General features: G+C 32.7%; 20 protein-coding genes. 13 read left to right on the top strand and 7 right to left on the bottom strand.

What is annotated here, in order from left to right; translation table 11 throughout:
- Window positions 1-182: 182 nt before the first annotated feature.
- The 3 genes from IEW41_RS03510 to IEW41_RS14605 form a co-directional block, all read right to left on the bottom strand.
- Complete coding sequence (locus IEW41_RS03510; RefSeq protein WP_188604947.1) at window positions 183-974, bottom strand: hypothetical protein; 792 nt, start codon at window positions 972-974, stop codon at window positions 183-185.
- Window positions 971-2,437, bottom strand: a complete 1,467-nt coding sequence (locus IEW41_RS03515; RefSeq protein ID WP_188604948.1) for a type IV secretory system conjugative DNA transfer family protein — start codon at window positions 2,435-2,437, stop codon at window positions 971-973. The genes IEW41_RS03510 and IEW41_RS03515 overlap by 4 nt, the downstream gene beginning before the upstream one ends.
- A 238-nt stretch (window positions 2,438-2,675) precedes the next feature.
- Window positions 2,676-2,810: a hypothetical protein gene (locus IEW41_RS14605; RefSeq protein ID WP_262891368.1), complete on the bottom strand. Its 135-nt coding sequence runs from the start codon at window positions 2,808-2,810 to the stop codon at window positions 2,676-2,678.
- 503 nt (window positions 2,811-3,313) lie between these two features.
- On the opposite strand from IEW41_RS14605, the gene IEW41_RS03520 reads away from it, so the two are divergent.
- Window positions 3,314-4,099 carry a hypothetical protein gene (locus IEW41_RS03520; RefSeq protein WP_188604949.1) on the top strand — a complete coding sequence of 262 codons (786 nt, stop codon included), beginning with the start codon at window positions 3,314-3,316 and terminating at the stop codon, window positions 4,097-4,099.
- A gap of 310 nt (window positions 4,100-4,409) precedes the next feature.
- Here IEW41_RS03520 and IEW41_RS03525 read toward each other — a convergent pair whose 3' ends face one another.
- The 4 genes from IEW41_RS03525 to IEW41_RS03540 form a co-directional block, all read right to left on the bottom strand.
- Window positions 4,410-4,772: a DUF3768 domain-containing protein gene (locus tag IEW41_RS03525; protein ID WP_188604950.1), complete on the bottom strand. Its 363-nt coding sequence runs from the start codon at window positions 4,770-4,772 to the stop codon at window positions 4,410-4,412.
- 39 nt (window positions 4,773-4,811) lie between these two features.
- On the bottom strand, window positions 4,812-5,720 hold the full coding sequence (locus tag IEW41_RS03530; RefSeq protein WP_188604951.1) for an ArdC family protein: 909 nt from the start codon (window positions 5,718-5,720) through the stop codon (window positions 4,812-4,814).
- Window positions 5,721-5,772: 52 nt separating this feature from the next.
- On the bottom strand, window positions 5,773-6,174 hold the full coding sequence (locus IEW41_RS03535; protein WP_188604952.1) for a hypothetical protein: 402 nt from the start codon (window positions 6,172-6,174) through the stop codon (window positions 5,773-5,775).
- A gap of 254 nt (window positions 6,175-6,428) precedes the next feature.
- On the bottom strand, window positions 6,429-7,841 hold the full coding sequence (locus IEW41_RS03540; protein WP_188604953.1) for a DUF2971 domain-containing protein: 1,413 nt from the start codon (window positions 7,839-7,841) through the stop codon (window positions 6,429-6,431).
- A gap of 174 nt (window positions 7,842-8,015) precedes the next feature.
- Here IEW41_RS03540 and mobF point away from each other — a divergent pair, with 174 nt between their 5' ends.
- The 12 genes from mobF to qatD all read left to right on the top strand — a co-directional run bounded on the left by mobF (window position 8,016) and on the right by qatD (window position 21,758).
- Window positions 8,016-10,724, top strand: coding sequence for a MobF family relaxase (mobF, locus tag IEW41_RS03545; RefSeq protein WP_188604954.1), 2,709 nt, complete (start codon window positions 8,016-8,018; stop codon window positions 10,722-10,724).
- A gap of 10 nt (window positions 10,725-10,734) precedes the next feature.
- Entirely contained in the window at window positions 10,735-11,109 is a 375-nt protein-coding gene (locus IEW41_RS03550; RefSeq protein ID WP_188604955.1) for a hypothetical protein, read from the top strand.
- Window positions 11,110-11,201: 92 nt separating this feature from the next.
- Window positions 11,202-12,140: a hypothetical protein gene (locus IEW41_RS03555; RefSeq protein WP_188604956.1), complete on the top strand. Its 939-nt coding sequence runs from the start codon at window positions 11,202-11,204 to the stop codon at window positions 12,138-12,140.
- On the top strand, window positions 12,137-13,141 hold the full coding sequence (locus IEW41_RS03560; protein ID WP_188604957.1) for a glycosyltransferase family 2 protein: 1,005 nt from the start codon (window positions 12,137-12,139) through the stop codon (window positions 13,139-13,141). Before IEW41_RS03555 ends, IEW41_RS03560 begins: the two co-directional genes overlap by 4 nt.
- Window positions 13,134-14,096, top strand: a complete 963-nt coding sequence (locus tag IEW41_RS03565; protein WP_188604958.1) for a class I SAM-dependent methyltransferase — start codon at window positions 13,134-13,136, stop codon at window positions 14,094-14,096. Before IEW41_RS03560 ends, IEW41_RS03565 begins: the two co-directional genes overlap by 8 nt.
- Before the next feature lie 7 nt (window positions 14,097-14,103).
- Window positions 14,104-14,541, top strand: a complete 438-nt coding sequence (locus IEW41_RS03570; RefSeq protein ID WP_188604959.1) for an NUDIX domain-containing protein — start codon at window positions 14,104-14,106, stop codon at window positions 14,539-14,541.
- A gap of 3 nt (window positions 14,542-14,544) precedes the next feature.
- Window positions 14,545-15,282 (top strand): hypothetical protein, encoded by a 738-nt coding sequence (locus tag IEW41_RS03575; RefSeq protein WP_188604960.1) that lies wholly within the window; start codon window positions 14,545-14,547, stop codon window positions 15,280-15,282.
- A 25-nt stretch (window positions 15,283-15,307) separates the two neighbouring features.
- Entirely contained in the window at window positions 15,308-16,543 is a 1,236-nt protein-coding gene (locus tag IEW41_RS03580; RefSeq protein WP_188604961.1) for a hypothetical protein, read from the top strand.
- A 444-nt stretch (window positions 16,544-16,987) separates the two neighbouring features.
- Complete coding sequence (locus IEW41_RS03585) at window positions 16,988-18,820, top strand: KAP family P-loop NTPase fold protein (RefSeq protein WP_188604962.1); 1,833 nt, start codon at window positions 16,988-16,990, stop codon at window positions 18,818-18,820.
- A gap of 12 nt (window positions 18,821-18,832) precedes the next feature.
- Window positions 18,833-19,687 (top strand): Qat anti-phage system associated protein QatB, encoded by an 855-nt coding sequence (qatB, locus tag IEW41_RS03590; protein ID WP_188604963.1) that lies wholly within the window; start codon window positions 18,833-18,835, stop codon window positions 19,685-19,687.
- Window positions 19,684-21,021: a Qat anti-phage system QueC-like protein QatC gene (qatC, locus tag IEW41_RS03595; protein ID WP_188604964.1), complete on the top strand. Its 1,338-nt coding sequence runs from the start codon at window positions 19,684-19,686 to the stop codon at window positions 21,019-21,021. The genes qatB and qatC overlap by 4 nt, the downstream gene beginning before the upstream one ends.
- On the top strand, window positions 21,018-21,758 hold the full coding sequence (gene qatD, locus IEW41_RS03600; protein ID WP_262891369.1) for a Qat anti-phage system TatD family nuclease QatD: 741 nt from the start codon (window positions 21,018-21,020) through the stop codon (window positions 21,756-21,758). The genes qatC and qatD overlap by 4 nt, the downstream gene beginning before the upstream one ends.
- Window positions 21,759-21,879: the final 121 nt, after the last annotated feature.

The following is a 21,879-nucleotide window of genomic DNA, read 5'->3' on the forward strand; positions in this document are numbered from 1 at the left end:
GGTCTTGGTTACACTCCACCTCTTTATATATCCGTCCTCTCTGAGCTGAATATAAGGTCTGCTTTAAGACGCCATGATTTGGGTGAAACCACACGTAAGGACTTGAATGACTATATCGAATTCCAAGTCCGTTTCGTAAATAAGGTGATGTTGGATAGTGACCATTGCCACCCCTGTTAAATCTATTCATTTGCCCAAATATCTAATTGGTTTTTCTCATCCACATTATCAATGAGGTTTTGCCTTATATCATTGCTTTTAGGCAGTTCAATTGGAAAGGAAAGACCACCTGTTTGTGACTTTGGTTTTTCTTCCATAATGACATCGTATTTCCATTTTGAAACAATCTGTTCATCAATAGCATCAAGGACATAGCTTCGAGCTGCATAAGCTTTCATAGTGTTTCTATAGCCAAACAATAATCCACTGAAGAATATCAAAATTCCTATAGGTCTCGTAAATTTCACTAACATCAAGAGCAATCCGATTAAAACAGGGATTGCAGGCTCAAAAAGTACCAAGATACGGTATCTGGTAACGGTCAAACCTAATAGCTTTGTTCCAATCAGGTCATACCAAAAATCAAATATTTCACCATCGGCATAGCTAAACCTATCGAAGTTATAAGTCATACTGAATCGCTTATACTCCATTCGATGACGAATTGATTTATAGAGAAATAATAAGGTAAAAAGTAACCACGATATCCCTAATGCCCCTCGAACCCTATTGCCTAAAAATATAAAAGGATAAAGCATAGTAAGTGAAATGATGACAGCAACCGAAAATGAAAAATAGCGTTCCCCAAAATGCTTGCGCATAAAAACTTCTACGATATAGCTTGGATATGAGCTAATGATAAAAATCAAGTCAGTTCCCATTTGGTAAAGAGCGCTTGCACGTCCTGCCGTAATAATTCTAAAAATTGTTTGTTTTCCTCTTCGGGGCTGGAATTCTTGTCTTTCTCGTCTCATAATACGTTTTGTTTTAAATGGGTTAATTTGTGGCTTTCCTCAATGACTTCTAATTCGCCATTTTGGTATTGCCTGTAATATTTAAAGGTCTTGCCCTGTCTATGGACATAGGCTTGAACCATAAAGTCATTTTCAGATCCTCCAGTTTTTAATCTTGTGAAATCTGAAGGCTCAACGATATTGGTCAATATCTCTGACTTCCCTTGGCTACTACTATTTTTCTCGCCAAAAGTCTGCCCCTCATTGTTTGTCCATTGCCAATTCTTTCCGATTAACTCAGAGGCATATTCATTCGTTTCTGGGTCGGAATTGGCCAAGAAAAACTTTGTCCCCAAGTTACCAGCAAGAGCCTTGAACCTTGTTTTACCGATTTCACCACCACCCGCATTTAGATAAAAATTAGGTAGGTTTTGAGTAATATAAACCGTACAAGCCCTATACTCCCTCGCTATGGACTGAAATTGGATGTCATAGTCGGGATTGATAAAGTTTTGGAATTCATCTACCCAAAGACAAACTGGTCTACTGTTGTTGCTGATTTTTCTACGCTGTATGGTACGTTGCCAAAGGTATTTCCAAAGCACCTGAGCATCACGACCTGTCTTATCGTAGACAAGTACTGGTAAATCAATGATGATGATTTTTCCTTTAAAGGTATCATCGGGTCTTACAGTAGTTTCACCTGAAAACAATTCTCTTAAAGGCTCTCTCATAAATCGATCACCAAACCCAAAGAACATTTGTTCCACAATACTTCTCGTTTTCTCTGAAAGATTTATCCAGCTTTCCAAAAAGAAATCTTCTATATTCTGTAATCTTCTTTTGAGCTTTATATTTTCCGGTGTATCGTCGGCTTTATCCAAATGAAAAGCAGTATGCTCAATCAAACGAAAACATTTGCTTGAGACCCGCCATTTTTCATTATGGATTTCTTGGTTGTTTCTTGGTGCTGACTGGATAATTTTATAAACATGCTCAAACTTTCTATTTTGTGTCAACAAACATAAGTCTACAGCATTGACAATTAGTTGTTGCAAGGTCGAATCCCAAAAAGCCTTATCGCTTTCTTGACTGTCTCTTGCACCAGATTTTATTACATTCATAAGAACATCAGCAATGTTGTGGGCAATAGCTTTACCCTTATCATTTCGCAACAACTCTTCTTCAAAGAAATTGAAGTAATGTCCTGAATTGGGTGAAAACACGATTAGGTCTTTTTCTCTTCCATATTGCCTGCAATATTTTATCCATAGGTCTTTTTCATTTTCTTTAGCTGTTAGTACCAAAAAACCAAATCCATTTAGCATATAATGTCCTGCGATAAGATTTCCAACCGCCGAAGTTTTACCTGAACCCAAACCACCACTAACAAATATGCCATTTGAGGCATCCCTAACTTGAAAGAAATCTTCATTAGTCCATGACCAGAGTACTCTATCTAAATGATCATTTTGTTCTACCATTTTACTTGTTTTTAGACACAAGAGTCCCTGTTGGGGAAATATGCCATTACCCCAAGCATATGAATACTTAATGTCTTGTGATTTAAATTGTGAGATTAATAAAGACACATCTTCCGCGTCCAGTAGATGGTCTTTTAAAAACTTATTCCAAAGTGCGCAGTTTAGGATAAGTTCACTGATTTTGCTCTCTAACCTTCAAAATTCAGTTTTTTTGATTCAAACTAACGTATAACCAATACTATAGATTTTTGTTTCTGTTAGCCCACTGAGTCTCTACTATTTTTCGAGACTCACCTACTTTTTTTATAATAGTGTTATGACCATTATTAGTAAAAGTAGTTCCAGTGTTAATGTTCTTATAAGTTTTAGACATAACTTCTAGATTTAATTGTTAATATTCACCCCGATGACCTTCACCGTTATTAATTTTCATTCATTAAGAACAAAAAATAAGTTATTAATAAGTTATGTGAAGTGAAATAGGACTTATAGTAATGAACTAAGCATTTTAAAGATTCAATGGTGCTAGCTAAACACTATTTAAACGGCGGATGGTAAAAACAACAAACCAATCCCTTAAAATGCTTGTAGCTCATTACTTTCAAGCAAATATTGACCACTCCACAATCAATATACTTGTATTCTTCAGAAAAACTCTGAAAAAATAATATCATCAATTCATGGATTCCATCAATTGAAATCCAAAATAACTATGGAGTGTTTATAAATGCATTAATCGAAAAACGATTAATAAAGTTGTAATTAATTGTGTGAAGTGGTAATTACAATTCAAATGTAACAAATTATAGTTTATTTCCAAAATAATTCTAATTATTTTTATTAAATTGCTTTCAAATAAACTCTGTAAAACATAACATGGCAACAAAAGAAGTCATCCAGAACAATCATTTATCTATTAATATACATCATAGATTAGGCATTTGGCAAAGGGCTAAATCTTTTCTTGAATATATCTATCAAAAGGCTGACTACATTTTGGATATCAGAAGAAAAATCACTCAAAAAGATATTTTAATTGCATTTTATGACAATAGAGAATATGGTGAAGCTTTTAGAGATAAGTCTTTTGTTTATTTAACCGATTTTTATAAACTACTAACTGATACCTATGAACTAAAACAATGTAGAAAGGAGTTGCTAGTGGACAACGAAAAAGAAGATCTATCTTTTTTTGAATTTAACGAAGAGGAATTAATTGATGCTCGTAACCCTGAAGTTATTCACTTAGTTGCCTCAAACTGGATTGACAACAGAAACACTATTCAATTTACCAGCATATATCCTGTACTAGAGAACAAAGAATTACTTGATTTAATCACAGAATTAAAAATTCCGTTTTTGAGTCAAAAAGAACCGCATTTATCAAAACTAGTGTGTTCAGCTATAAATCATGTTTCTAGTAATAAGGAATCCCTCAACCATGGTAACCCAAATATTGGAACTCAAATTTCAAATACTGCTGATGATTTTGCTAAACAAATTGGACCAGTAATTGATAAAATGACCGAGAGCGGAATTAAGTCTTCAAGAAATCTAGCTAAAGAATTGAACAAAAAAAGAATCAAAACCCTTAGAGGTAAAAAATGGTCTCACACATCAGTTCTTAGAACGCACAAAAGGTGGCTTGAATTAAATAAATAGATTAGGGAATTAAATGTAAAAAGTCATAAGCACTGCTTAGGGGAGATGTCTGATGTTAAAAAGCTGTGTTTATCGATAGAGGGTAGCACTGTATGAAAGCCATTTTACACCTTAGAAATAAGCCATTATCTGAAATTTGGAAAGTACCTTAAAGTCTATAAACAAATATTGGCATGGTACTAAAAAGCGAGCGAAGCGCTGCAAGCCCCAAAACTACAAAACTAATACTATGAAATGTCTATGGGTTTGCTCAATAAAGAAAAGCCATCCAAATCTGAATGGCTTTAATCTTAAAAGCTATTAAATAGAGTTAATATTCACTTGGTAGCATAACCGTCAAAACTCTTCGTGTTATATTGAGGTTACTAGGGTCTTCACTACCATATTCATAATTTGTGTCAAAGTAGTCAATCTTCCATAGAATATCCTGTTTGTTTTCATCCAAGGTAATGCGACCAAAGCTATGCTCATTATAAACATCCTCTTCAACCGAAAAATCATTATATTCCCAAAGTTTGATAAGCGTATCCAATTTTTGAAAATTGGTAAGATTCGCTACGCCTTGCGTCATGCAATATTTGCCCTTGACCTCAATGGTATCAGCTTCAAGCATTCCAATATGTTTTCTGAACATATCATTTTGCTCTGCTAATAATTTGGTGTTATAGTTCATTCCATTTCCTTTCCTAAGAAGAATAAAGTGGTAGAATATTTACATACTCAAAACTGGTTCTTTGTCATTTAGATATTTAACTGCTTTAGAAGCTTGGGCAGATGCTTTAAAAATATAAGTCTTGTTTTCCTTGAGAGATTTCAGCCAGCTCTTAATATAGATTGCATGATGCTCAGGTTGTATTTGCGTGATACCATGTTGTGCGCATAGAAATGCAGACCCTAATTCAGCAACGAGTTCTTCAAAAGCATATTTCTCCTTGATATCATCATTTTTGTTTTGCTCGCCAAAGCGATTTAAACGATGCTTTGCACCAGTCCAGTGTGTAAGCTCATGTAACAAAGTCGCATAGTAATTATCAGTTGCATTTGCCTGAGACGTATCTTGAAATAGAGTTTTCATCGGCATATTAATATAGTCATTGACCATATCATAATAGGCTTGACAGCCTCCATGTTTAACAACTGCATGAGTTTCCTCACAGAACAAGTCAAGGGCTTTTAGAGGTTTTACCTTATCAATCTGAACTTCTTCTATTTCGGGTTTATACCCTTCAATCTGATTGGCATTAAAAACATTATAAACCTTAAGCATCGGTATCTTTAGTTCTTCAATTTCAGAATTACTATTTTCTTTCGATTTGATTAGGGTCTTATAAAAGATAATTTTGCTGGATTTTTCACCTTTTTTGACCGAGGCATCGATTGCATCCCATTGCTTAAAGGTTGCCCATTCATTGGATGTATAGCCTTTAGCCTGTTGATGTAACCATAGACTAAGAATATTTATTCCTTGATAGGGGTTTTCGGTTATTGGGTTTATTGGTAAACCCAAAGATGAGAGCTGACCAAACGGTGGTTGATAGTTTTCAATACTGACCTTATCCAATAGGTCAATGATCTGGTCTGTAATTTCTTGTTGAATATCTTTTTTTGAATATTTGGACATTAAAATTTCCTTTCCTTAGAAGAATAAAGGGGCAAAAAGCCCCTTTATCGTTTTATGGCCGTGGCTGTCCATTAACGGCGGTTTTCTTCTGTGAAGCTTGTTTGTTTTCAATTACATCACGAGGTTTGTTTTCAAAAATCACTAAATCCCCAAGATTGACCTCGAAGCAGTTAGCTTCTTTTTCAGGTTTGATTTCTCCAAATTGAATGGATGCATCTTGTCCATAAATCTTGGTTTTAAGGAACAGTTGAAAACGTGGCTCGCCATTTTCAGCTTTAGGATTCTCCTTAATTTGAAGTTTTTCAGGGCTTAGGCTCATATAGCCTTTTTCAGGATTGTTCCAAATTGCAGAAAATCGCATATTTATAGGATTGCCGAATTGGTCACTCTTTACATAGAGACCATGAGTAGGGCGGTCACCAGGCTTATCTTGTTTTGTGTTTTTAGTAGTCATCTTTAAACTCCTTTTATTTAAAATGAGATGATATGGCGAAAACAACACCAAGGCAGAATTGATTGGCCCGTAACCACACGGTTTAGGTGCGGGCAAGTGAAGGGCTAATCAATGCGTTGGTGTTATCGCTGTATGTCATCTCAATCGATATAAGGGGATAACGAATGACTTTAATACGCACAGATTGGAAAGCAGGAATGATTGCTTTATTAAAAAAGCCTGAGTGTCTGTTCTGCTAAACCTATGCCTTAAAATTATAAATTCAATTTAAAGCTTTCTATTTGTCCTGAGCCCTTAGAATAATAAGCTTGATAGAATTCAAAATCTTTACGGTTAATGGCTTTACACTTATTATTAATAATTTTAATTATTTCAAGTTTTGATGAATTGGGTGTTTTTATACCAAATGTGATCGACTCCAAGTCTTTGAAATCATATTTTAATTTTCTTTTTTCTTTTTTCGAATAGTCTGTTAAATCTCCATGAACAACCAACCTGTATTCATCCTCATATTCCCATTCTTTTAATTTTATAACCAAACTTTTGTTAAAGTTATCCCAATAGTTTTTTCGCCACTTATCTTCTTCTTGCTTTGATTCTAGGTGTGAACCACAAACGCTTAAACTAAGGTTATCGTTTTTATACCACAAAGCTTTGAGTTGATTCTTTGACAATCGTCCCAAAGACCTAAAAAAATCTATACTGACATGTTCATTATGATATTCTACTTTTTTGAAAGAATGTGGTCTCATTCCTATTGTAGGTCCAGCACTACTATAACCATATTCTGTCTCTAAGTTGAGGGTTAGTTTTTCACCTTCATTAGTGGTTTTGTATTTCAAGCATACACCTTGATGATTATTTCCGTAATGACCCCACAAAGCAGAGTTCTTGTTATTTCTTAAAAATGATGCTGAGTACCAATCCGGATAGATTTCATTCTCTAGCTTTGATATAAATTTATTTGGAAATTCAGATATCAGAAAGAAAGCATTGGTTTTGATTTCTACATCTGAAAATGATAATTGAGCTTTCAAAGCATTAGATTGTGCATAATGATTAAAGAAATCAAAAAGAGCAGTAGAAAGTTTCGGGTTAGCTTCTTCTTCAAGTTTATTGGTTAGTTCAGGTAAACTTCCTGATTTTTTCATAGCGTTTTCAAATCTGTCTAGATTTTGATGAAATATTAATTTATCTATCAATCCATTTTTAAGGAAAATATGCGAAATGCTATTTAAGACAAAAGGATGAATGATTTGTAAATAGGATAATAACTCAGATCTCCTGATGGGTTTTTTTCTTTTAGGAAAGCTAAGGATTAGGTTGTTGATAAACTTATTAGAAAATAATACCTGTATAATTTCTCTATTTAACTTTTCATCTTGAACTGAGTTAAAGTTAAATAATCCCCAAGATACTTTTATATCGCTCTCTGTTATCTCCTTGCTCTCATTTAAGATTACTGTTAGAGCAAAAATCCTTTGTAAACTTTTTGCATAGTTTATAAAAAGATTCCGCCAAACTATCTCATCACCTTGCCAAAAGACATCCCTTAATCCTTCCATTGGATCATTGAGCTCTTCAGGTGACGCAAAATAAATTTCTTGATTTTCTAATTCCTTATACTTACCCAACAGGCTTTCAATTGGTCTAAATCTATACATCATTATTTAAGTTAAAAATCATTGAACACTAATCCACAATCAAAAATACTTTAGTTTACAAAAAAAAGAGAAAGTATTTCTTATCTTTACTTAACATTATGCTCTCTAACCTTGTGCGTAGTCATATGCAAAATTCAGTTCTAAAAGACAAGTTTAATCTTTTAAGAATGAGAGTGCATGATACGAATGTTTCAGAGCCAGACTTCGGCTCAAGCTAAGAATTACTTTAAGGATGCCTTATCCAAGGCAGATTACTACATCGAAGATCAAGAAATGAACGGATGCTTTCATGGCAAGATTGCCATGCGTTTAGGTATTGAGGGCAAAACCGTTGATAAAGACACCTTTGATAAGTTATGCGATAATATCAATCCTTCAACTGGAGACTCTCTTACCCAAAGAACTGTTAAGGATAGACGTGTCGGTTATGACATTTCATTCCATTGCCCAAAATCTGTTTCAATTCTTCACGGTTTAGGCACTGACAAAAGGGTGCTGAAAGCTTTTGAGCAAAGTGTTCAAGAAACAATGCTTGACATACAACAGGATGCCCAAGCTCGTATTCGGGTGCAGAACCAGCAAGATGATAGGCATACAGGCGAGTTACTTTGGGCTGATTTTATCCATCAAACCGCTCGTCCAGTTGGAAACAATGCGCCAGACTGCCACTTACACGCCCATATTTTCTGTTTCAATGCTACCTATGACCAAGTTGAGTTCAAGTTCAAGGCAGGGCAATTTCATAACATCAAAAGGGATATGCCCTATCACCAAGCCCGATTTCAAAAACGGTTAGCTGATAAGCTTTCCAGTTTTGGTTACGACATTAGGAAAACCAAGAACGGCTTTGAACTGGCTATGATTCCACAAAAGGCAATCGACCATTTTTCAAAACGCACCAATCTTATTGGCCAAGTAGCCAAAGAAAAGGGCATTCAATCCCAAAAGGAACTGGACCAATTAGGGGCTAGAACACGTTCGGGAAAGAAAAAAGGCTTAACAATGGAAGAACTTAGAGAAGACTGGAAAAAACAACTCATAAAAGAAGGTATAGATGAGAACGTAAAAGAGGAAAAATCTACAACGGATTTGAGCCTCACAGCTGAGAAATCCATTGAACATTCTATAGACCACGTTTTCACAAGAAACTCTGTTAAACGAGATAGGCAGATTTTAGCTGAAGGTTATAAATATGCCATAGACAACAAACATTTGTCATTGGACGATATTGATAGGGCATTGGAAAAGAATGACAACGTTTTTAAAGTTCAAGTCGGAAGTCAACGCCTATGTACAACTGATTTAGTCCATAAAGAAGAGCGCAAAATGGTGAATATTGCTCGTAGTGGTATTGGCAGATTACATCCTTTGGCATTTGATTTTGATGTTTCAAAGTTTAAGCACTTAAATCCTGAACAACAAAATGTGATAAAGCATGTCATGAAATCCCAAAACAACCTGACAATGATTAGAGGTGGTGCAGGAACAGGAAAAACGACATTGCTTAAAACAATTGTCCCTGAGATTGAAAGAACAGGTAAAAACGTGTTTTTATTTGCACCTACGGCTGAGGCTTCAAGGGATGTTCTCAAAAAAGAGGGCTTCAAGAAAGCTGATACAGTTGCAAGGCTCTTAATTGACAAGAAACTCCAAGAACAAACAAAAGGGCAAGTAATTTGGGTTGATGAGGCAGGGATGCTCGGTTCACAAGATATGGTCGCTTTGATGGACGTTGCAGAAAAGCAAAAAGCCAGACTTGTTCTATCGGGTGACCCGAAACAACATTCAGCGGTCAACCGTGGCGATGCTATGCGCATTTTACAAACAGTTGCCCATATCCCCTATGCTTCAATGGAAACCATCTACAGGCAAAAAGAAGAGCATTATAAGTCAGCAGTCAAGGATATTAGTGAGGGCAATATCAAAACAGGCTTTGATAAATTGGAAAGCCAAGGATGTATTAAAGAATGTTCTCCATCTGATATAGATAATGTTCTAGTAAATGATTTTCTGGAGTCAAAAAAGCAGAAAAAAACCGCTTTGGTCATTGCCCCTACAAAAAGTAAGGTTCGAGAGACTAATCAGGCTATTAGAAACGGTTTGAGAGAAAATGGCTTTTTAGGAAAAAGAGAAAAGAACGTTACTATCTATGAGAATTTACATCTGACCGAATCCGAAAAGAAAGATTTACGAAACTACAGAAAAGGTCAAATCATTCAATTGAACCAGAATTTAGAAGGTTTAAAACGTGGTTCTGCTTTAAGCGTTGATAAGATTGAGAATAAAAAAATCTATGTTAAAGACAAAGAGGGAAAACATCATATCCTGCCCACCCAAAGGGCAAAGGATTATGATGTGTATCTAACAAGAGAAATCCAATTGAGCTTAAAGGATGAGATAAAGATTACCAAAAACGGTTTTGATACTAATGGCAAAAGATTGAATAACGGCACTCAGTTAAGAATTACAAAAGTTAACCGCAAAGGTGAAATTGAAGTGGTTAAGGAATCAAGGTCAAAAAATACGATTTATAAACTTGAAGCCAATTACGGTAATTTTGATTATGCGTACGCTTCTACTTCTCACAGCGCCCAAGGAAAAACGGTTGATAAAGTGTTCATTTCACAACCAGCCGTAACTTTTCCCGCATCCAATCAAAAACAGTTTTATGTGTCGGTATCAAGGGCAAGAGAAAATGTAACCATCTATACGGATGACAAGGAAGATTTACTGGAACAAATTCAAAAATCAGGTGACCGGCAAGGGGCAACCGAACTCATAAAGCACGATTATTTCAAGACTAAAACCATAGATATCAACCCAGAAAAGACAAGAGAGGTATTAAAAACACAAATTAAAGACATTGATTATGAGCCAGAACTATAAATTCAAGAGCTTGGAAATTGCCAAGGCTAGTCAAAAGAAAGAAATAGATGAAATTAAGGATGAAGATTTTAAGGTATATGAAGTTGGAGATACCAAGACCATAGATTTTATATTGCTTGATGGAACACGACAGAACTTCCCATACAGTCATTACCTTACCTCTTGGCTTGGTGTGGAAAATGAGGAAAGAGTCATCAAAATATTTTTTGCAACTCATATGGTTACGGTTAAAGGATTTTGTTTGGAATTACTTTATGATTATCTAATTAAATTTTCTTTAAAAACTCTTAGGGTTACGGATAAAAGATATCTACAAAAGAAAGATGAAGCGAACCCCCTTATTAAAAATGTTATTATTGTTTGGAAAAAAGAATCACAAAATTGAACTTCATAATATAACTATTAATGTGTATATTATACGGCTTAGTATTTCATTATACTTAAAAATAATTTTTAAATAAAATCATTTGAGAATTTATGATTGACATAATAATTTTAGGTATTATCAGAAAGGTTATGTATAATCTCAGAAGAGATAAAAATATAGAAAAAATTTCGAAGGAATTTTCTAAAAAAAATGATATTGAATGTCGAATTTTGTGTTGTAAAGATGATTTTGAAGACCTTCTTCTATCTTTAACAAGTTTCTATTATTATTCAAAGTTTTACCTAAATATATACATACACGAAGATGGTAGTTTTAATGAAGAATGTAAGGATTTAATAAAGGAAATTTTCCCTTTTATAAATGTTATTTTACTAGATGACGCTAATTCTCGACTAAAAGAAATCATAGGAAACAATGATTTCTATAAATCTAGACTTAAATTAATAAAGGATTTTAAATTTCATTTAAGGTTAATTGATTTCCCATTTTTATCTGATAAATCAAGAATACTAAGTATAGATTCAGATTGTTTCTTTTTTTCAAACCCAATTGAATTGTTTGAATCAATAGAAAAAAATAGTCAATATACTCATTGTCAAGGTAATTTTTTTTCACATGGAAATGCAGAAAAAATCTTGGAAGAAATAGGATTCAAAAATGAACTAGATTTAAAAAAGATGCCCAAACCAGGAGCTCATATAATTTTATATCCAACAGATTTTTTTATTAGGAACTGGAAATTAGTGAATGATTTTATCGAATACCTTTTACGATTTGGTAGTAAATGGTGTGATGAACAAGGCTTTTTTGATATTACCCTAAAGAACAATTTTCGAGAAACTGCATTGGCACATGATACTTATATAGGAACCTTTTGGAAAAATGAAATAAAACTCGATGACTACGATTTCAATTTAAATACAGATAACATCAAAGTCATTCATTGTGCTTCAAATGAAGATTTCTTAAAAACAACTAAAAGGAGATTAGTTGATTTGCTCCAAATATCTATTTCTAATAAAAAATGATAAATTTTCTTGAAGAAATTACAATAGGAATTGCAGCCAGAAACGAAGAAAACACAATAATTAATTGTTTAGATTCAATTATAAAATCTACTAAAAAAGCTTCTCTTTCAATTAGGTTCGAAATTATTATAGTTCTAAATGGATGTAATGATGATACTGAAAAATTAGTTAATGAATATGCCTATTTTCAAGACGATAAAAATATATGTTTTAAAATACTTAAGAGTCAAGAAGGTCAAATTTATGCTCATAAAGAAGTATGGAAGAGTAAGAGTAATGATAATTTTATTATCTTTTTAGATGCGGATATCATTTTAAATGAGAATTGTATTGCCTCACTCATCAATGAAATGGAACAAAATAAAAATTTGGAAATTGCTTGGGCTAAATGCATATCTCATAAAAAAGCAAAAAGTACTATTGAGAAAATAATTAATTTACCAGATTTTTATCCAGAAATGCGCAAAGAGCAAAATTATTTCACTGGACGTGCATTTGCAATTAGGAATGATAGAATTTCGATATTAGATAAGACTTTTAAGGCAAAAAGATATATTGAAAATTATCTTCGATTAAAAGATGGACCTATGATTGATGATGTGTTTCTATCTAAATCTATTCTTTACCATAAAGGTAAGGATGTAATAAAGCAATGTGATTTAGCAGTTGTATATTTCAATCCGATAACCAATCTCTATGACTTTTATTTGAGTCAAAGAAGAACTGCAATAGAATGTATAAGGCTTGATATTTTATTCCCTGAATATCAAAAGAAAACTAAAAAATATTATAAATTAATTATACCAAATTCATTAAAGAATAAAAAATCATATGGTCTTCTGGTTTGTTGGATAATTTATATTTTTCTAAAAAGAATATCACGATTATTTTCTAAACTAGAGCTAAATTTTAAGCTGCTTCTCTGTAGCCTCGGTTTTAAACAGAAACCATGTAATTTATGGCCAAGTGTCTTAAGTACAAAACGAAAATTTTATGAATAAAAAAACTGAACTAATACTCCCTAAAACTATTTCTAAATTGAACATTGCATGTGGTTCTATTAAAGAAAACATCTTTCCAAGACCGTGGTTAAATATTGATATTAAAAGTGAATATGCAGATTTTGAGCTTAATTCTATTGAGTTACCTGATGAATGGGAAAATCGTTTTTGGGAAGTAAGAGCTTCACATGTTATTGAGCACTTTTTTTTGGAAGATTGGGAAGATATTTTAAATCAATGGATCAAAGTTCTTAAACCTGGAGGAATATTAAGGCTATCATTACCTGACTTGGCAATCGTACTTAAACATATGAATAGTATCGATAACTTAGATCACAAGAAGAGACCAGTGTTGTCTCTAGAAGAGCAAACGGCGGCTTTAACACAACTATACGGGGTAGGTTATATGCATAAAAATACAGAAAGTAGATGGAGGCATCGTATTATTTGTAATAAAGAGATTGTTCTTTCATTTTTAGATAAAATACCGTCTTTATCCAAAGCATATAATGTCTCTAAAGAGCTAGACATAAGTAAAGTACTGAATATTAATGATGATTCTCAAAATTCCTGGAGTATGACAATTTGTGCAAGAAAAAACATTTTGAAAGGTAATGAAGAATTCGGCGAGAAAGATGAACGTCTTTTTGAATTCACAAATTTACTTATTTTTAATAAGGAGGGGCAATTATTAGTTTTAAAAGGAAATAATGGCTTTAAATTGCCAAAAATCGAAATTAAAAGCAAGAAATATAATACTGCTTTATTGGTTAGTTTAGTTCAGAAAAAATATAAAGTAATAATTACAAATATTGTTTTTAAATCGTTTTTCAAAATTGAAAAGTCTGAAATGATTATAATAACAGCAAGTCTTAAAAAAGTACTAAAGACAAGTAAATCGAATAGGCATTTTCTTCTTTCAGAAGAATTTCTACAATTAGAAAACTTAGGTTAATAGATTTATGGTTAAGTATAATATTGATATTCTCGATAATAAAAAGGCTCTTTTTACGGGTGATAAGATTATAACATCCGTATTTTTAATTGCTTTTAAAGAAAATAATATTCTGTCATGCCGAAATGAAAGAGGATGGGACATTCCTGGAGGTCATATAGAACCTAATGAAACGTTAGAGCAAAGCCTTAAGCGTGAAGTATTTGAAGAAACTGGAACAACATTTTATAAAGCTTTGCCATTTGCACTATTGACACCTAAATTTTCAAATAGATCAATGTTATTTTTCACTACAGAGTTTTTCTCTATAGGTAAATTCGAGCCATCGCACGATGCATTTGAAAGAGATGTTCTATCCATCGAAGATTTGTTAAATCGATATCACGGTGACCAAGATCTATTAAAAAAATTAATATCGTATGCGCTTGATCATTTAAATAATTAGTCAATGTATAATAACCTAAAAATAGGTATAGGTCTTCAAGTTTGTAGGCCTCACAAGCTTAGAAATATAATCTATCACCTTTCTCTTATTGAGGATATTATAAATTTTAATATTGAAATTGTTGTTGATAGGAATAGTAACGAGATTGATGAGATTTTAAAGTGCACTACTATTGCAAGAACTATTACTGGTGGAATTGGAAATTGGACAAGTAAAAATTTATTAATTAAAAAACTCTTGAATAGAGATTCGGATATTATAATCTTATTAGAAGATGATATAGAAATATTGAAAGAAGGACTCTTTGATTATATAGTTTTTAGTTATATGTCGTCTAAGAATTTTATTGGTTACTTCAAAACTAATAATGAAAAACAAAAAATGAAGTTTGAAAAGTCTTTTATAGAAAATAGAATTATCAACAACCTAAATTTTAATCTTCTTCAAGACCTAAATACATCTGCTCTTCTTGTATTGGATAGAAGAATAATCAATAGAATAGGGTTTTTTTGTAATTCATTTTACGAGGTTGGGTTTCATGACTACAGGGAGAGATTATATGGTGCAAAATTGATAGAATATTTTTTAGTCCCGTCGAAAATTTATGAGTATATGAAAGTAGATGATTCAATTCCTTCCACAATATCAAAAAAAAACAGTGCTATTTATTGGAAACAAAAATTCACTACTGCGGTTAATTGGTATCGTCCATATAGTGATAAACCAAAATTGGTATTATAGAAATAAATTAAATAATTAATTAAAATTGAAACAACGAACAAATAAAGGATTAAGAAATGATTTTCTGGAAAAGGCTAAATTATTGTCTCATTTCGGAGGTTTTTATGTTCCTGAATTTATCACTTTAGGATTTGATTTGTGCAGAAAAGTTGATTCACAAATATCAACTTCAATTTTGAATTTAAGGACTTTAAAAAAAAATACTACAAAAGAATGGATGAATATTGAAGATGGACTAATTGACATTTTTCAGTCATACCTAACTTCTGAAAAAGAATTAATTTCAAATATAAAAGAATCTTTGAATGAAGAAAAATTATTAGTTAGACCGACTCCATATGATGAGTATTTATATCCCAACATATCTTTTGCAGGTGTCTATAAAAGTTTTGTACCCGATAATAACAATACTAATTTGATTTATGCTTCTGCAAAAGTGCTTGCTGGAAGATTTACTAGATATGCAGATTTATATTATAATAGGCATAACATAAATTCTAAACGTACTATTGGATTAATGTATATGAAGCCTGTCAACAAAGGTATAGAACAAAACCTAATTCATGGGACAGCTTACTGTACAAAGAATCATCTTCGAACTGAGTACGTAACGAGACCACGAACGACTAATAACCAAAGTGATCCACATATTTTAAGCATTAAAAATAATACGATTCAATTTCCCAAAGAGTTAGGAGATTTCGAATCTGGTTTAGATTTTTCTGCAAGATTAGTAAAATGTATGCAAGTTTTATTCGACAATTTTAAGAAACCTTTAGATGTAGAGTATTTATTTAACCCAAACGGTGATTTAAATATTGTACAAATTAGATATATTTCAGAAAAACATCTCAAAAATTGGAAAAAAACCCCATTTGTAGTAGAAGAAAAAAGGGCATCAGCTATAATAAATACTGTCGGTACAATTGAAGGAAAAATTTTCGATTGCAGAAATATGGGTAAAAAAGTTGAAGGAGTCTTAAACTCAAACAATATTATAGTTGTTGATTATAAAAATAATAAAAATGATTATGGAGTTTTAGATATTCTTGAAATGCTAGAACAAGACGATAAAAATATTTCTTTAATTGTTGATCACGGCAATAAACGATTAAGGGATCACGTTCAATATGTAATTACTGAAGACCCTTCTGTAAATTTTGTTTTTCAAACGGATGATCGTTCTCTGCTGTCGTCAATTAAACATGACCAAGTTGTTAAAATAAATTCTAATGGAATTTATATGTCTATATTGACTTAAAAAGATTTAAATTTTAATTTCAAAACAGAAGAATAAAAAAAAGCAATTCACTTCGAAAAAGAGTTATGCTATAATTAAGACAATAATATAGACAACTTTGTCAGTGAAATTTTTAAGAATTTATAGAACGGACAAAATATAAAGCAATTACAGAGAGTTATTTTTATTGGCTTTTATTTAGGTTAAGCCTATCAATCGTCTTCTAAGCTATAGGGCACAAACCTATTATACCTCTTTTCTAACTAAAATTTTCTACATCAAAAAGTTGTTTTTTTTAATTATATTTATACTTTACTTCTTCCTAAGAATTAATTCAGAAGATTGCTATTAATTGGCTTTTCTTTTGTGTATTTCGCCCTTTATAATAATAAGCGAAAGCGTCTGTTCAGATTTGTAGTATTATAACAACTATGAACATAAAAGTATTTTGGATATTCAAAAATTATGTGGAACGATAACGAAACCAACTCTGACTTTATAGATTTTCAGCACCTTGTAGGTGCTGTTACAAGTATAATTGATAATGAAGCCTTACTCCCTTGTAGTATTGGAATTTATGGGGATTGGGGAAGCGGTAAATCCAGTCTTATGAAAATGATTGGTGATAAATATAATGACGATGATGATATTCTAACAATTAGTTTTAATGGTTGGTTGTTTGAGGGATATGAAGACACAAAGACTGTCCTTATGAGTCGAATTGTTGATGAAATTATTAAGAAAAGAACTTTAGGAGAAAAAGGACTCAAGTTAGCCGCTAAGTTGCTGAGGAAAATAGACCTAATAAAATTAGGAAGGTCTGCTGTAAAGCATGGATTAGGGTATTTAACTATGGGGCCAGCTGGTGTTGCTCTTACCACATCAAGTGACATTATAAAAAAGTTATCTACTACTAATTATGAGGACTACATTAAGACTCAAACAGAACAAGACCCAGATGAAGCTTTAAGGACAAATATCCAAGAGTTTCATTTAAATTTTGAAGAGTTGATAAATGAAACAAAAATTAAAAAAATAATCGTATTTATAGATGATTTAGATAGGTGTTCACATGATACGGTTATTGCCACATTGGAGGCAATTAAGCTTTTCCTTTTTGCCAAAAACACAGCCTTTGTTATTGGCGCGGATGAGCGTTTAATTAGATATGCAGTAAGGAGACGATTTCCTGATATCCCAGGAGATAACACCGAAATTGGACGTGATTATCTTGAAAAATTAATTCAATATCCCATTAGAATACCTCCTTTGAACGGTCAAGAGCTAGCAGTTTATGTGAATCTTTTGTTTACCAGTCTTTATACTGATATAGGCGAGTTTGAATTTGTTAGAGAGAGTGTATTAAAGAAAAAGAATGAAGATCAATTTGGTTTTAATTTTGCTTTGGAAAATGTTGAAGATTTTGTAAAAAGCGCTAGCGAAGATTTAAAAGAGACATTGTCTTTGTCTGCTCAATTAATTCCAGTTTTGACTGTCGGATTGAATGGCAATCCTAGGCAAACTAAAAGATTTTTAAATACATTGTTACTAAGACAAGAAATGGCTAAATCGAAAGGTGAAACCTTAAATAAACGAATTTTGTCTAAGTTAATGCTCCTTGAATATTTTAAACCTGAAACTTTTAAAAGTTTTTACGAAGAGCAAGCAAATAATGATGGCATTGTACCAGAAATAGGGCTTTTAGAGAAATATGCTAATGGGACTAATTCTAAGGATGATAAAGAACTAACTATTGAGCAAGATGCAAATTTACAAGACTCTTGGTTAAAAAATTGGTATACACAAGCTCCCTTATTGGCAGATGAAAACTTGCAATCTTATTTCTATTATTCTCGGGATAAGCTTTCAGTTTCAGGGGTTAATTTGCAGAGGATGAGTTCTCAAGCACAGGAAGTTTTTAGGAAATTGATGAGTGATTCTGAAACGATACGAAATTCAGCTTTAAAATTGGCTTCTTCTATAAGCATAGGTGATGCTTCAGGCATTTACCAATCGTTGGCAGAAAAAATGACTCAAGAGGGAAAACAAAAAGGGGATACTTCCACACTTAAGCGTTTAATAGATTTTTGTACTGTTAGGAGAGAACTTATATCTCAACTATTAAGTTTAATAAATAGTATGCCACATCAAGCTTTACCTTTGAGTGTTGCTACATGGGTAGAGGATATAGTTAAGGATTCGGATTATGAACCAATGGGGTCTAAGTTACTCCAAGTTTGGAGTACGAGCACAAGTAACAAAGGTCTTTCTAGAATAGCGAAACAAAAAATTAAATAGAAGTATATAACTATGGGAACATCAGGATCAGGAGGAGGACCTAAAGGCAAAACACCATTGCTTCCAAATTGGGCTTTACCAAGTGGCTCCCCAGAAACACCAGAAGAAGAAAATCAGGATGGGCAAGAGGGAAGTAATGATGAACAACAAGACGAGAGTTCACCTTTAGAACAAGATAATAGTCCCCAACCAACACAAGATTTATCATCCACAAAAGGCTATTTGACAAGAATTGCCAATGGAACGAAGGGTGCAAGTTTCAAAAAATTCGCTAAGTCTTATGTGTCGTCTAGTGGTGGTTCAAAAGGGGCAACTAGAGGTTCTAGAGCTGGTATAAATACTGGCGGTAATTATATTGGCTTTTGGGGCGGTGTCTCAAAAAATGGTTTTGAGCAGACACTTAGAAATTATAATTTATCTGATTGTATAGGAAAATCTACAGAAGAAGTATTTGCCAGAATTGCTGATGAGATTGCTCCTATTGGTTCAACTAACGATGATGCTATTGCTCGTTCTGCTGTTATGATGGCAATGGAACAACTTTACAATAAACTAGAAGACCAAGGTCAAGACATAGACTCATTGGATAGCTTAGATAAGGATATGTTAACTGAAACTGTATTGGAATTTGTTAGTGCCTATATCTTTAAAAAATTTGTTTATGAGGCTGGACTAGCTCTAGAGAGAAATAACTTAACTGAAACTGAAGCTATAGACTTAGAAAATGAAATGAAAACATTTATTAAAGAAGAGGTAAAATCCAACTTTAAAAAAATTGATGTTACAGAAATTGACTTAAATAGCGGTCAAGGACAAAAGATAATAACAGAGGTATTTGATTTAGCATATTCAACATTAGAAAAATGAAAACTTGGAATATAATTATTAAGCACGATACGAAGGATTCTTTTGATGTGGAAATTTCATCCGCAGAGGAAAAATTAAGTATTAACACGTATGATATAAAAGATCAGAACTCAATTTTAAGCACAAACGTATTTAAAGAGTTCGATAAACTTAATTTAACCCCAAGTCTAATGGCAAAAGACCTCATGCATTTAGCCTTGAGTGTTTATACTATAGACCAGATTGTATCTAGAGATAGGTATGGTTTTCAAGGTTGGAGTAGACATTTTAAAATAAATTACCCAGTCTATTCATTAAATGAATGGGACGCTGTCAAAATTAAATTAGAAAAATTATTGTCTTTTTTAAGTGGTGATAAATGGGAAATTGAATTTAGAAAAAAAGTAGATTCAAATGGAAAACAAATGGAATTAATATCAAATCCTAATCCATTGAAAATCCAAAAAGTTGCTTTATTTTCAGGCGGATTAGATTCATTCGTTGGAGCGATAGATTTATTAGAAAACAAAACCAAAGTTGCGTTCGTGAGCCATTATAAACGTGGGTCTGAAGGTAGTGTTCAAACTAAATTATATAGTGAATTATCAAATTATTATGGTGATAAGGCATTTGCGTTTAGTCAGTTTTATGTACAGCCCAAACAAAAACACAAAAATGCAACAAAGGAAATCAGCTCTAGGGCAAGGTCATTTCTATTTATATGTTTGGGGCTTACAGTTGCAAATTCACTCGGGGATGATATTGAATTTATCATACCAGAAAACGGTCTTATTTCATTAAATGTACCTTTAACAGGCACTCGTCTTAGTAGTCACAGTACTAGGACGACACATCCTTTCTACATATCACTATTTATTGAGATTATAAGGGAATTAGGCATTGAAAATGAGGTTTACAACCCTTACCAGTTAAAAACTAAAGGTGAAATGATGGCTGAATGTAAAAATCAGAAAATTTTAAAAAAACTTTCACCAACGACATTGTCCTGTTCTCATTCTGAAATTAGTCGCTATGCGAAGCTTCCACCTGGAATTCATTGTGGGTATTGTGTCCCATGTATCATAAGGCGGTCAGCAGAGAAAAAAAGCAATATAACGGGTACTCAATATGTTCATGACATAACAAAATCTACACCGCATCCTAAGAAAAAATCTGGCAGTGACATTCGAGCTTTCAAACTAGCCCTTAAAAGACTTGAGGGTAAATCCAAAGAGTCAGTCATGTTTGATTTATTAAGTTCTGGGTCACTCCCGTTTGAATCAAAAGATGACCTGTATTTATATATTGACACTTATTTACGCGGAATGGACGAGGTAAACGAATTTTTAAAATGAGATATCATGACACGCACTTCCACTTAGATTTAATGCCTAATCCAGAGGGTATTGCTGAAAAGATAGAGCAAAATAAAGTCTATACTATCGCCGTAACGAACAGCCCAACTGTTTTTTTCTATACAGAAAAAATATCGCTAAATAAAAGGTTCTTAAGACCAGCCTTAGGGCTTCATCCTGAATTAGCTTTTGAGAGGCAAAATGAAATAGACCAATTTATTAAGTTACTTCCAAAAGCTAAATATATAGGTGAAATTGGATTGGATAATTTTAAAAAGTCACCTGAGAATTTTAAGACTCAAAAATTAGTGTTTGAGAAAATAATTGAAGCTTGCGATAAAGAGGGTGGCAAAATATTGACAATTCATAGCCGAAAGGCTGAAAAAGAAGTACTCAATATTATTGGCGATAAGTTCTCAGGAAAGATTATTCTTCATTGGTATTCCGGTTCTTTGAGAGAGCTTGATCGTGCAATATCGATTGGGGCTTATTTCTCGATTAACCACTCAATGACAAAGTCTAAGAATGGGCAAAAAATTATTGAACGAATTCCTTTAAATAAACTATTAATAGAAACAGATGGCCCTTTTACTTCGCTAAACTCAAAGCCTTTTATTCCTACTTCCGTTGATATTATTCTTGATAGCCTAGTAAGATTAAAATCTAATCATGAAAATAGTGACATAGTTAGAGAGAGAATCCTAAAAAATTTTTACGACTTAATTAATGTAAATTAATTGGTGGCATTAGATAGTATTTGACATCTTTTAGTTTCAATGCTTAAATGCTTCCATATTTGCTTCTAAAAAGTAATCGCAAATGGTTAATGTTTGATAATAATATTTAAATTCAACAGGT

Source organism: Aquaticitalea lipolytica (genome assembly GCF_014641635.1).
Lineage (GTDB): Bacteria > Bacteroidota > Bacteroidia > Flavobacteriales > Flavobacteriaceae > Aquaticitalea > Aquaticitalea lipolytica.